8 protein-coding genes are annotated in these 12,772 nt (G+C 74.4%); 1 reads left to right on the forward strand and 7 read right to left on the reverse strand.

What is annotated here, in order from left to right; all coding sequences use genetic code 11:
* Nucleotides 1–20: 20 nt before the first annotated feature.
* From AC5R91_RS12155 to AC5R91_RS12165, 3 genes are all read right to left on the reverse strand, one after another.
* Entirely contained in the window at nucleotides 21–1,763 is a 1,743-nt protein-coding gene (locus tag AC5R91_RS12155) for a PfaD family polyunsaturated fatty acid/polyketide biosynthesis protein (RefSeq protein ID WP_495397255.1), read from the reverse strand.
* Complete coding sequence (locus tag AC5R91_RS12160) at nucleotides 1,760–3,121, reverse strand: SDR family oxidoreductase (protein ID WP_495397256.1); 1,362 nt, start codon at nucleotides 3,119–3,121, stop codon at nucleotides 1,760–1,762. The genes AC5R91_RS12155 and AC5R91_RS12160 overlap by 4 nt, the downstream gene beginning before the upstream one ends.
* 376 nt (nucleotides 3,122–3,497) lie before the next feature.
* Nucleotides 3,498–3,920 (reverse strand): TOBE domain-containing protein, encoded by a 423-nt coding sequence (locus AC5R91_RS12165; protein WP_495397257.1) that lies wholly within the window; start codon nucleotides 3,918–3,920, stop codon nucleotides 3,498–3,500.
* 564 nt (nucleotides 3,921–4,484) lie between these two features.
* Between AC5R91_RS12165 and AC5R91_RS12170 the strand changes: the two genes are divergently transcribed.
* A complete protein-coding gene (locus AC5R91_RS12170) occupies nucleotides 4,485–5,789 on the forward strand; it encodes an acyl-CoA dehydrogenase family protein (protein WP_495397258.1) in 1,305 nt (434 codons plus the stop codon).
* Nucleotides 5,790–6,037: 248 nt separating this feature from the next.
* On the opposite strand, the gene AC5R91_RS12175 is transcribed toward AC5R91_RS12170, so the two are convergent.
* Genes AC5R91_RS12175 through AC5R91_RS12190 form a run of 4 tightly spaced genes read right to left on the reverse strand, consistent with a single transcriptional unit; the run spans nucleotide 6,038 to nucleotide 12,763 of the window.
* On the reverse strand, nucleotides 6,038–7,924 hold the full coding sequence (locus AC5R91_RS12175) for an acyclic terpene utilization AtuA family protein (protein ID WP_495397259.1): 1,887 nt from the start codon (nucleotides 7,922–7,924) through the stop codon (nucleotides 6,038–6,040).
* Nucleotides 7,924–8,691, reverse strand: coding sequence for an enoyl-CoA hydratase-related protein (locus AC5R91_RS12180; RefSeq protein ID WP_495397260.1), 768 nt, complete (start codon nucleotides 8,689–8,691; stop codon nucleotides 7,924–7,926). Before AC5R91_RS12180 ends, AC5R91_RS12175 begins: the two co-directional genes overlap by 1 nt.
* Nucleotides 8,688–11,090: an acetyl/propionyl/methylcrotonyl-CoA carboxylase subunit alpha gene (locus AC5R91_RS12185; RefSeq protein WP_495397261.1), complete on the reverse strand. Its 2,403-nt coding sequence runs from the start codon at nucleotides 11,088–11,090 to the stop codon at nucleotides 8,688–8,690. The genes AC5R91_RS12180 and AC5R91_RS12185 overlap by 4 nt, the downstream gene beginning before the upstream one ends.
* A gap of 5 nt (nucleotides 11,091–11,095) precedes the next feature.
* Nucleotides 11,096–12,763, reverse strand: a complete 1,668-nt coding sequence (locus AC5R91_RS12190) for an acyl-CoA carboxylase subunit beta (RefSeq protein ID WP_495397262.1) — start codon at nucleotides 12,761–12,763, stop codon at nucleotides 11,096–11,098.
* Nucleotides 12,764–12,772: the final 9 nt, after the last annotated feature.

The following is a 12,772-nucleotide window of genomic DNA, read 5'->3' on the forward strand; positions in this document are numbered from 1 at the left end:
CGGACCGACCGGCCGCGAGGTCAGCCGTCGGCGCCGAGCGCCAGTCGGCGCGGCGGGAACTGAGCGACACCCACCGGCACCCCGCAACTGCGCACCTGGTGGGCGCGGGTGACCACCGCCGCTCCTTCGAGAAGATTCAGGGCGATCTGGACGACGCTGCGCTCCGCCGCCTGCGCGAGGAAGCTGCCGCTGATCCACCGGTTGAACGCGCCCATCGCCGGGCCGCACCAGATCTGGTAGTCGGTGCGCCGGCTCTGCTCGCCGGCGAGCGCCCACCGGCCGGAGTTCCCCAGATACCACCGGAACACCAGCGCCATCCGGTGCTTGGCATCGTGCAACGCCCGCTCCACCTGGCCGGGGTCGCGTTCGACCCAGTACGCGGCGGTGCGGGTCCACACGTCGTCCAGGGACATGCCGAACAGGTCGCGCTCCAGCTTCGCGCGCAGCTCGGGGGCGAGCTGCTCCAGGCTGTCGTGCCGGCGGTACGCCTCGAACAGCAGCCCGGCACGGGGGGCGAACATCGATCCGCGGCGCAGCACCTGCACCTTGGCGCCGAGCTCGAACATGTCCGCGGCGGGCGCCAGCGCCACGTCGGCCAGGTCGGCGCCGGCGAGCATCGCCTTGGCGTCCTCGGACTGGCCGGACTCGACGCTGACCTGGTTCACCGAGCCGGTGAGCACGTAGTCGGCGCCGAGCGCGAAGGCCGCCGCGACCGCCTGCGGCGTGCCCAGACCGCCGGCCGCGCCCACCCGCACCGGCCGCGGGTAGTCGAAGCGGGCAACGACCCGGTCCCGCGCGGCCTGCACGGCCGGGACCACGACGGCCATCGGCCGGCCGTCGGTATGCCCGGCGCTGTCGGCCTCGACCGTGATGTCCTCGGCGATCGGCAGACCCGCGGCGAGCTCCGCCTCCGCCGCGGTGATCTGCCCGCCGTCGACCAGGGCACGCAGGATCTCCCCCGGCGGCGGCGACATGAACTGCTCGGCCACCTCGGGCCGGGAGATCTTCGCGAACACCCGGGTGCGGCGCTCCACCCGGCCGTCGGGCGTGCGGCGCAACCCCGCCGCCGCGCAGCGGACCACCGCCGGTGTGATCGACATGAACGCCGACGCCGACACGCACGGCACCCCGTGGCGCAGCAACAGGGCGGCGGTGGTGTTCTCCAGCGCCGGGTCGCCGGGCGAGTGCAGCAGGTTTACCCCCCAGTTCGGCTGGCCGGCGAGCGTGCCGGCCAGGGTGACGACGGCCTTCTCGATCCGGTCGAGCCCCAGCCCGCCCGAACCGAAGAAGCCGAGCATCCGGGCGCGGGCCATCGCGGTCACCATCGCGGTCGTCGCGATACCGGTCGCCATCTCCCCGGCGATGTAGGGGAAACGCACCCCGTGCGCCGCCGCGAACGAGCGGTCGCCAAGCCACTCCGGGTACAGGGCGGGCAGGGTGCCCACCACCACCGGGGCGGCGGGGTCCCCGGCGCCGACGTCGCCGCCGAGACCGAGGCCGACGCCCCGGCCGGGCACGGCCAGCAGGTGCACCGGCTCCCGCACCGCGCGCACGCAGGCGGCCAGCTCCGGGCCGGAGAAGGCCGCCGGGTGCGGGCCCGGCCGCCAGGTCGGTGCCGTCACCGGACGGCCGGCCCCGGCGCCGGCGGCGGCGGATTCACCCGGGTGGGGCCGGCGCGCAGGCGGCCGGCGCAGCGCCGGCACAGGGCTGCTCCGGCGCTCCGGCAGGCTCGCGACGCGGGGGGGTCGAGGGGTGACGGTCATCGGCTGCTCCCACCCGGGGCGGATCTGACCTGGGCGGATTCGACCCGCGGGGCCGGGTCTGTCCGCGCGGCCGGGTAGGTCCGCGCGGCCGGATCGAGCGGCGCGGCGGGATCGAGCGGCGCGGCGGGATCGGCTCGTGCGGCGGGATCGGCCCGGGTCGTCGGGTCGTAGGCGGACAGGGCGCGGGTCAGCAGGTCGGAGGCGAGCAGGTCGCCCGGGGCCAGGTCCAGCTCCTCGACGCCCAGGCCGGAGAGCAGGTAGTCCCGGTCCACCAGCGTCTCGGCGAGCCGCTCGCCCAGCGCCGTGCGGGTGCGGGTGTCGTCGAAGACGTGGCGGTGGCGCAGGTACATCAGGAACCCGGGCACCATGCCGATGATCCGTTCCAGCGGCGTCGGATCGGCCGGGGGCTGCTCGACGAGCTCCACGCGGACCGGCAGGAAGCTCTCCAGCAGGTCGATGGGCAGCGACACGGGCAGGTCACGACTGCTGACGATGTGATAAGTGGTCATCGCGCCGGCCGGTGGGCGCCCGGCGAGGCGCACCATGTCCCGGACGGCGTCCTCGACGGCCATCACGTTCCAGCGTGCCCGCGGGTCGCCGACGACCCGCACGGTCTGCACGGTCGGCTCCTCGGCGTCGACCAGACCGCCTTCCACGGCCATCGAGGCGATCGTGAGCATGAAGCGGGCGACCGCCTCCAGGGTGTCCGACGGCAGGTCGGGGTGCGGCGGGCGGTGGCTGAACAGGACGCTCGGCCGGAACACCACGACCGGCCGGCCGCTGTCGGCCGACCAGTCCCGGACCGCGACCTCCGCCTCGTACTTCGATTGCTCGTACGGGCTGGCGAACCCCCACGAGGGGTCGAGCTGGTCCTCGTAGACAACCGGGTCGGGTCGCAGGCCGGCCACGAACGCCGTGCTCACGTGGTAGAAGCGCGGCCGTCGCCCGCCCGCCGCCGCCAGCGCCAGCATGTTTCGGGTGCCGTCGACGTTGACGTGCTGCAGCTCGGTGAGGTCGCCGGCGAGCTTCGTCTGGGCGGCGCTGTGCCAGATGGCGTCGACGCCGTCCGCCACCCGCCGGAAATCGGCATGGCCGAGGCCGAGGAACGGCTCGGCCACGTCCACGTCGACCACCGAGACCCGGCGCGGGAGCTCGTCGATCAGCCGCGGGCTGGCCCCGGTGACCTGCAGGAACCTGGCCAGCCGGTCCGCGGCGTCCCCGGAGCCCGCATGGGCCAGAACCGTCAGCGACGCATTCCGCTCGAGAAGTTCCCGCACCAGATGCACACCCACAAATCCGGTTGCCCCGGTGATTGCGATCTCCACGAGAATTCCCGCCTCCTGGTCGACTGCGTCCATCCGGCTTGTCCGCGTAAGCACTGCGGCCGGGCCGAGACACCGCGCATCCTCCGCACACGTCGGACCGCTGATGGAACATGGGATGCGAAAGCGGCCACCCGGACTCGGTGACAGTGCGTCGACGTCAGGGACGCGTATCGCGACCGCCGGGGGGCATGCCGGTGCGATCCCCCGCACAGCGGGTGGTCAGGCCCTGCGTTACGGGGTACCCACCCTGGGTCGCGATAACAGTGCGTCCTTTTCCGAACCGCACCCGGACACCCGGATCGGGTGACTTCGCCAGACGGCAGACGGCAGACGGCAGGGGACCGCTGCGGGCCTGCGGGGAGGTGCCGCGCGCCGACCGGCGGGTGCGCCGGTCGGCGCGGAGGGTGCGTCAGACGGCGGAGAAGGAGACCTCGGTGGACTTGATCAGTGCGGTGACCGGCGTGCCGGGCTCGAGCTTGAGCTCCTCGGCCGCCACCCGGGTGATCGCCGCTGTGAGCTCCACATCCTTGCCGACCTTGATCCTCGCGACTGACATCGCACCGCCGGAGTCTAGTCCGACGAGCGTGCCCGCCAGCTTGTTCCGGATACTCAGTCCGGACACCTCGGTGGTCGCCACCGCGATGTCGGTCGACTTGATGAGCGCCTCCACGGCGGTGCCGATGCCGATACCGAGATCCTTGATCGCGTCCATCGTGACCGTGGCCGCGAGCGACAGGCCGCCGGGAATCTCCATGGTGACGGTTCCCATGACCGAGCCGCTGACTATCTCGGTAATAATTCCGGTGAATCGGTTACGAATACTAAGGATCATGAATCGACCTTATCTAGCTCATGTATCGGACGAGTTGCATGTCGACGGTGTTACCCGAGTCACGCGACCGTCTTCCGGCCGTTCGAGCAACGCTGCGACCGGCGAATACCCCCGGACAGTCGGGTCACACTGGGGCCTATCGGACCGCCCGACCCGGCCAACTGGACAGCACCCACGGACCCTTCTTCCTATATCGGACCGCATCTGCGTTTAAATTGCTAGGATCTAACCGTAGATGCGGCTGAACGCCGGGCCGCAAGGTGGCCGCAACCTGCGGTCGCCTGCCCCGACGAGGAAGGAGCGGCGGATGTCCGCGCAGCTCAGCGCCGCTACGACCGCGGCGCACCGCCTCGTCGCGAGTCCCACTCCGGCGGCCGGCCCCCCGGCGTCCACCACCTCCGGGCCATCCGGCGCCGGGGCGTATCGAGCTGTCAACAACAATGGCAACCGGCCGCCCGTCCCCGCAAAGAGCTGGAAACCTGCCGGTCAAGAGCCTACCGGCACTTCCGTTCCGGCCTTTGCCCGCAGACCCGACGCGAATTCCGAGCAGAGTAGGTATCTGACGTGTCCTGGAGCGGCTCCGCACACTCCCACGAAGAGACGACCGAGTGGCTCTCGCGAGTCGAGAAGGTCACTCCCGTTCTGGTCCGCCACCGCGAGCAGGCCGAACGGGAAAGGGTGACACCGCCCGCCGTCATCGCCGCGCTGCGGGACCAGAACATTCACCGCATGTGGGTGTCCCCGTCCTTCGGCGGCGGCGGAGTCAGCGTCCGGACCGGCTCGGCCGTCCTGCAGGCCCTCGCCCGCGTCGACGCCTCGGTCGCCTGGCAGATGGGGGTGCAGGGGGTCATCTCCCGGATGTCGGACTACCTGCCGGAGCAGGTCGCCTGCCAGCTCTTCCAGGACAGCGACGGGCTCGTGGTCGGTGGGATCAACCCGTCCGGTCAGGCCGAGCCGGTGCCCGGCGGCTACCGGCTGCGGGGCCGCTGGTCGTTCGCGAGCGGATCCACGCACGCCGACTGGCTCGTCTGTGCCTCCCTGGTCACCGAGGTGGACCCCGCCGCCGAGGCAGGCCTCGTCCCGGCGCCCGACAGTGCGGGAGGCAACCCCGCCGGAGGTAACCCCGCGGGAGGCGGCGGCCCTGCGGCGGGCGACCCCTCGGCCGGCGGCCCCCCGGGCGGCGATCCCGCGCCGGCGGCGACCGCGCGGACCCGGATGCTGTTCGTGCCCGCCGACGCGGTCCGCTTCGACGACGACTGGTTCACGACCGGCCTGCGGGGGACGGGAAGTGTCAGCTTCACCGTCGACGACCAGTTCGTGCCCGAGGAGTTCACCGTCGACGGCGGGCTGCTGCGCCGCCCACCGGCCGCCCGCCCCTCCCGCGGCTACCCCATCGCCTACTACGACTTCGGGCCGTTCACCACGGCGTCGACGATCCTCGGCATCGCCCAGGACGCGTTGAGCGCATTCCCGGGCATCGCCGTGGGCACGGTCCCCGCGCGGGGGACGCAGACCCTGGGCTCGAGCCACACCGTCCAGGCCGGCCTCGCCCGCGCCGCCGCGCTGGTCCGCTCCGCCGAGCTGCTGCTGGAAGACGCCGCCAACCATGCCAGCCTGCGCTGCCTGATCGGCGGGGAGGAGCTGTCCGCGCTGATCAGGCTGGCCGCCGCCACCGTCGGCGAGAACACGGTCAAGGCCGTGGACAGCCTGCACAGCATGGCCGGCACCCGGGCGCTGGGCGCGGGCGGGCGGCTCGACCGCTGCCTGCGCGACGTCCACAGCGCGGCCGCGCACATCACCCTGTCGCCGATGAACTTCGAGATGGTCGGCGCCTACCTGCTGGGCGACTCGCTGCTGATGCGGCGTTGACGTCCTCCCCCGCCCGAGGCTGCGGGCAGGGGACTGCGAGTCCTGCACTTCACCGCGAGGGTTCTACACGTTCACTGCGAGGGGGAGGTGCGCAATGGTGAGATTCCCGATGACCCAGAGCCCGCCGGCTCGGCCGGGGCTCACGCCGCGACGGCGCCGGGAGCTCCCGAGTCGACCCACCGGCCCGAGTGGTCGCGGCCGGGGACGGCGAGATGCCACTCGGCGGCGGCGTCCGTAGTCCGGACAGCTCAACGCGGCATGAGCCGCGCCGGCACGTCGACCAGCCGGGAGCGGAGGTACTCGCCGAGGCCCTTCGCCTGCGGGTCCGGCCGGGTCGCCGCGGCGACGCCGTCGCCGAGCAGGCCGACCACGACGAAGTTCAGCGCCCGCAGGTTCGCCAGCTCGTAGCGGTGGATCGCCAGCCCCCGGGCCTCCGGGACCAGCTCGGCGAACCGCGCCGCGGTCAGCTCGGCGGCGAGCCAGGCGTAGGCGGCGTCGTCGCGGGCCCAGAGCCCGACGTTGGCGTTGCCGCCCTTGTCCCCGGACCGGGCGCCCGCGATCAGCCCGAGCGGTACCCGGACCAGCCGCTGCGCCCCCGCTGTGGCACCCGGGCCCGCGGCGGCACCGTCCCGGGCGGCGGTCGCGTGGGCGGCGTCCAGCCGGATGCCCGCGGACACCGCCCGCGGCGCGACCGCGCCGGCCGAGGACGCCGGCAGCGGCGGGACGCCGGCGGCGGCCGGCGCCGACGGGCTGTGCGGGACGACGATCTCCCGGCCGTCGTCGAGAACCACGCGCTGCTCGACGGCGTCGCGGTGCACGAGCGTCGGCCAGTACACGCCGTAGGCGCTGGCCTCGGTCGGGGGGGTGGTCGCGTGGAATCCCGCGTAGCCGCCGAGGGCCAGCGCCATCGTCGCGTCGGAGAACGTCCGGCCGACCCGGGCCGGGTCGCGATCCTTCACCGTGATCCGCAGGTGCGCCGTGGCAAGGGCGTTGTCGTCGGCGTCGGGCCGGTCGAACCGCAGCAGCCGCACGTCGACCTCACCGACGGCGTCCTCGCCGCCGAGCAGGCCGAACAGTTCCCGGCGGGCCCAGGCGGCCTTCTCCTCGATGTCGAGGCCGGTGAGGACGAGCGTCATCGTGTTGCGGTAACCGCCGAGACAGGTCATGGCGACCTTCAGCGTGTCCGGCGGTGGGCTGCCCCGGGTGCCGGACAGCCGCACCCGGTCCGGGCCCAGCCCGACCAGCCGAACCGTGTCGAAATGCGCGACGACGTCCGGATTCACGTACGCCGGCTGCGCGATCTCATAGAGGAGCTGGGCGGTGACGGTTCCCACGGAGACCAGCCCGCCGGTGCCGGGATGCTTCGTGATGACGCTGGAGCCGTCGGCGGCGACCTCCGCGACCGGGAACCCAGGGTAACGCCGGTCGGTGATCTCGGCCAGGAAGGGGTAGTTCCCGCCGCACGCCTGCGGCCCGCACTCGATCACGTGCCCGGCCGCGACGGCGCCGGCGAGGCGGTCCCAGTCGTCGCGGGCCCAGCCGTGCCACCAGGCCGCCGGCCCGACGACGAGGGAGGCGTCGGTCACCCGGGGCGCCACCACCACGTCGGCGCCCGCGGCCAGCGCGGCGGCGATGCCCCACCCGCCGAGGTAGGCGTTGGCGGTCACCGGCGGGGCGCCGTCCGCGGCGAGCCCGGCGAACGGCCGCCCCGTGTCGAGGTGGATGAGCGGCTCACCGGCCGCCCGCAGCTCGTCGAGCCGGCCGACGAGGTCGTCACCAGTGATGTGGGCGACCCGCGGGGCCAGGCCGAGACGCCCCGCGACCGCGGCGACCTGGGCGGCGAGCCCGGCGGGGTTGAGCCCGCCGGCGTTGACCACGATCCGGATCCCGCGGTCCAGGCAGGTGCCGAGCACCTGTTCGAGCTGGACGAGGAAGGTCCGCGCGTAGCCGGCGGCGGGATCGCGCTGGCGTGCCTTCCAGAGGATCAGCATCGTGAGTTCGGCGAGGTAGTCGCCGGTGAGCACGTCCACCGGACCGCCGTCGACCATGAGCCGGGCGGCGTCGATCCGGTCGCCGTAGAAGCCCGAGCAGTTCGCGATGCGCACCGGCCGCCGCGGCGGCGTCCCGGGGGTCATCAGCGGCCGGTCCACACCGGCGGGCGGCCGTCGCGGAACGCCCGCGGGCCCTCCTGCGCGTCGTCGCTGAGGTAGACCGGTTCCCAGATCCGCTCCGCCTCCCGGTACGCCGCCGACAGTGGGAGCTCGGCGAGCAGCCCGACCGTGCGCCGGGCCGCGCGCACCGACAGCGGCGCGTTCGCCGCGATCGTCGCCGCGAGCTCGCCGGCCCGCCCGGCCAGCTCCGGGCCGGGGACGACCTCGTTGACCAGGCCGACTTCGTGGGCGCGCCGCGCGGTCAGCGGCTGACCGGTCAGCAGCATCTGCATCGCGATCCGCGGCGCCAGCAGGTAGGGCAGCGGCGCGGCCCAGGGGGCGCCGCGGCCGACGCGGGCCTCGGTGACGGCGAACCGGGCGGTCTCGGCGGCCACGACGAGATCGCAGCACTGGGTCAGCAGGAACCCGCCGGCGTAGGCGGCCCCGTTGACGGCGGCGATCACCGGCTTGTCGACGTCGATGTTGCGGCCGAGCTGCGGCAGGTAGTCCGGCGGCGGCACCCGCAACCCCTCCCCCGCCATCTCCCGCAGGTCGCCGCCGGCGCAGAAGGCCCGGTCCCCGGTGGCCGTGAGCACGCCGACGGCGGCGTCGACGTCCGCGCCGAGCCGGGTGAACGCCTCCCACAGCCCTGCGCGCACCTCGGCCGACAGGGCGTTGCGGGTCTCGGGGCGGTCGATCGTCAGCCACGCCACCCGCCCGTCGCGGCGGTAGCCGACCGCCGGGGACGTCACGGCGCCGCCGTCCCGGCCGCCACGGGGCCCGTGTCCGCGGAGCCCTGGTCACGCGATCCGATGTCCGGGGGTCCGGTAACCGGCGGTCCGGTGACCGCGGGTCCGGTGCGCGTGCCGTCCGCGCGATCCGTGTCCCCCGCGGCCGGCTCGGCCGGGCTGATGACCGCGAGGATGTCGCCGCCGCCGACGGCCTGCCCGCGCCGGACGTCCAGCGCGCTCACCGCCCCGTCGTGCGGTGCGAGCACCGGATGTTCCATCTTCATCGCCTCCAGGACGACCACGACGTCGCCGGCGGCCACCGCCGCTCCCCGCGCCACCGCGACGCGCACGACGGTGCCCGGCATGGGGGCGGCCAGCGAACCCGCCGCCGCGGCGGCACCCGGCTCGACGAACCGGGGGATCTCGTCGGCGGTCGTCGATGCGCCGCGGCCGTCGAGGTAGATCTGCGACCCGACCCGGTGCACCGCCACCGTGGCCCGGACGCCGTCGACGGTGAGATCGACCCCGTCCGGTCCGACCCGGTGGACGAGCACATCGCGCGCCCGCCCGCCGACGCTGACGTCGAGCGCCCGGCCCCGCCACCGGTAGCGCACCTCGATCCCGCCGGCCGCCGGGTCGGCAGGGGCCGCCCCGCCACCGGACGCCCCACCGCGGGCCGTCCCACCGCCGACCGCCCCGCCGGGGGCCGTCCCACCGCCGACCACCGTGTACACGGCGCGTTGCGGCTCGCCGGGGACGTTGCGCCAGCCGGACGGCACGCCGGGCAGGACCGCGGCCGCCCGGCGCTGCGAGGAGGCGGCGACGGTGGCCGCGATGAGGTGCGTGGCCAGGATGTCCCCGTCCGCCGCGGGCGCGCCGAGCCCGGCCGGGTCCCACCGGTCGAGGAAACCCGTGTCGAACTCGCCGGCTCGGAACCGCGGGTCACGCAGGACGGCCACGAGCAGGTCCCGGTTGGTGGCGACCCCGTGCACCCGGGTCCGCGACAGCGCCCGGGCGAGCCGGCGGAGCGCCTCGTCGCGGGTCGCCCCGTGCGCGACAACCTTCGCGATCATGGAATCGTAGTGGACGCCGACGACGGAACCCGCCGCGACGCCGCTGTCGACGCGAATGCCCGGTTCGGTGGGAACCTCGAAGCGGTGGATCGTCCCGGCGGCCGGCCGGAACCCGGCGCCGACGTCCTCGGCGCACAGCCGGGCCTCGACGGCGTGGCCGGTCACCCGGGCGCTGCGCAGCCCGGCCGGCAGCGGGGCGCCCTCCGCGACCAGAAGCTGGGCGCGGACCAGGTCGAGCCCGGTGATCTGCTCGGTCACCGGGTGCTCGACCTGCAGGCGGGTGTTGACCTCCAGGAAGAAGAAGCGCCCGGTGCGGTCGAGCACGAACTCGACCGTGCCGGCGCCGACGTATCCGATCGCCGCCGCGGCGGCGATCGCGGCGGCGCCGAGCCGCTCGCGCAGGTCGGCGTCGACCGCCGCGGACGGCGCCTCCTCGATGATCTTCTGGTAGCGCCGCTGGATCGAGCACTCCCGCTCGAACAGGTGCACGACCTCGCCGTGGGAGTCCGCGAAGACCTGCACCTCGATGTGACGGGGCCGGTCGACGAGATGCTCGAGGAACACCGTCGGGTCACCGAACGCCGACGCCGCCTCGCGCCGGGCCGCCGCCACCGCCTCGGCGAGCTCCGCGGCGTCCCGGGCGATGCGCATCCCCCGCCCGCCGCCACCGAAAACGGCCTTGACCAGCAGCGGGAACGTCAGGCCCGCGGCGGCGGCGGCCCGCGCCAACGGATCCGGCTCCGGCGCGGCGGCGGGCTCCGGCCCCGCCGGCGCGGCAGGCCCGCCGGCGCGGCCGGCGAGCAGCGCCTCGTCGTGGCCGGCGAGCAGGGCCTCGTCGTGGCCGGCGAGCAGGGCCTCGTCGACGACCAGGCCGGGCAGGACCGGCACTCCGGCGGCGGCCATCAGTTCCTTCGCGCGGATCTTCGACCCCATCGCCTCGATCGCCGCCGGCGGCGGCCCGACGAACGTCAGGCCGGCGGCGGCGCACGCCCGGGCGAACTCGGCGTTCTCGGCGAGGAAGCCGTAGCCGGGGTGGACGGCATCGGCCCCGGTGCGCAGGGCGGCATCGACGAGCAGGTCGGCGCGCAGGTAGGTCTCGGCCGGTGTCGCGCCGGGCAGCGCGACGGCCTCGTCCGCGGCGGCGACGTACGGGGCGTCGGCGTCCGGGTCGGAATGGACGGCGACGGTGGCGATGTCCATCGCGTGCGCGGTACGGATGATCCGCGCGGCGATCTCGCCACGGTTGGCGACGAGCAGCCGGCGGATGGGGTGCGTCGGGCCGGTGGACGATGGCGGGTCGGTGGGCGCTGGCGGGTCGGTGGGCGCTGGCGGGTCGGTGGGCTGCACGGCGGTCACATCCTGAAGACGCCGTAGCCACGGCGTCCCTCGATCGGGGCGGAGTGCGCGGCGGACAGGGCGATGCCGAGCACCGTGCGGGTGTCCCGCGGGTCGAGCACGCCGTCGTCGTAGAGCCGCCCGCTCATGAAGAACGCGTGTGACTCGGCCTCGATCTGGCGTTCGATCGCCGCCCGGCGCGCGGCGTCCGCGGTGGTGTCGAACGGCCGGCCGGCGGCCTCGGCGGCGGACTGCCCGACGATCGACAGCACGCCCGCGAGCTGGGCGGCGCCCATGACGGCGCAGCGGGCGCCGGCCCAGGCGAACATCAGCCGCGGGTCGAAGGCCCGGCCGGACATGCCGTAGTTGCCGGCGCCGAACGACGCCGCCATGGTGATGGTCAGGTGCGGGACGCTGCTGTTCGTCACGGCATTGATCATCTTGGCGCCGTCGGAGATGATGCCGCCGCGTTCGTAGGCGGTGCCCACCATGAAGCCGGTGGTGTTCTGCAGGAACAGCAGCGGGGTGTCGACCTGGTTGGCGAGCTGGATGAACTCGGCGGCCTTGCACGCCTCGGCACTGAACAGGATGCCGCCCGCGTTGGCCAGCACCCCGACCGCGAACCCGTGCACCGACGCCCAGCCCGTCACCAGGCGGGTGCCGAACTCCGGCTTGTACTCGCCGAACCGGGAACCGTCGACGACCCGGGCCAGCACCTCCCGCGGGTCGAACGGCAGCCGCAGGTCCGCCGGGGCGATCCCCAGCAACTCGTCGGGGTCGTAGAGCGGCGCGTCGGCGGGCAGGTCCGGCCCCCGACCGAGCTTGCGCCAGTTGATCTCGGACAGGATGCGGCGGCCGATGCGGATCGCGTCGCGCTCGTCGACGGCGACGTGGTCGGCGAGCCCGGACACCCGCCCGTGCATCGCCGCCCCGCCGAGCTCCTCGTCGTCGGCCTGCTCGCCGGTGGCCATCCGCACCAGCGGCGGGCCGCCGAGGAACACCTTCGCCTGGCCGGCGACGAGCACGGCGTAGTCGCACATCCCGGGCACGTAGGCGCCGCCGGCCGTCGCGGTACCGAAGACCAGGGCGATCGTGGGGATGCCGGCCGCCGACAACGCGGACAGGTCGTGGAAGATCCGTCCGGCCCCGACGAACAGGTCGGCCTGGCTGGGCAGGTCCGCGCCACCAGACTCGACGAGGTTCACCACGGGCAGCCGGTTGCGCCGCGCGATCTCCAGCGCGCGCAGGGTCTTGCGCAGCGAGTGCGGGTTCATCGCGCCGCCGCGGACCGTCGGGTCATGGCCGATGACGACGACCTCGACCCCCGACACCACACCGATCCCGGTGACGACGCTCGCCCCGACGGCGAACCCGCTGCCCCAGGCGGCGAGCGGGGACAGTTCGAGGAACGCCGAGTCCTGGTCGACCAGCAGCTCGATGCGCTCCCGGACCAGCAGCCGGCCGCGGCGATGGTGCCGGTCACGGTAGCGCTCGCCGCCGCCGTCGCGGGCGGCGGCGAGCTGGTCGGACAGCTCGGCCAGGAGTCCGAGCTGGGCCCGCCGGTTGGCGCGGAACCGCGCGGAGCCGGTGTCCAGGCGGGAGCGCAGGACCGTCCCCTCGGCGACGCGGGGATGCGCCGCCCCCGGCTGGGACGCGGTGATCGTCCCGGGCGTGATGATCGTCAAGGTGGCGTC

The organism is Frankia sp. BMG5.60, assembly GCF_059428125.1.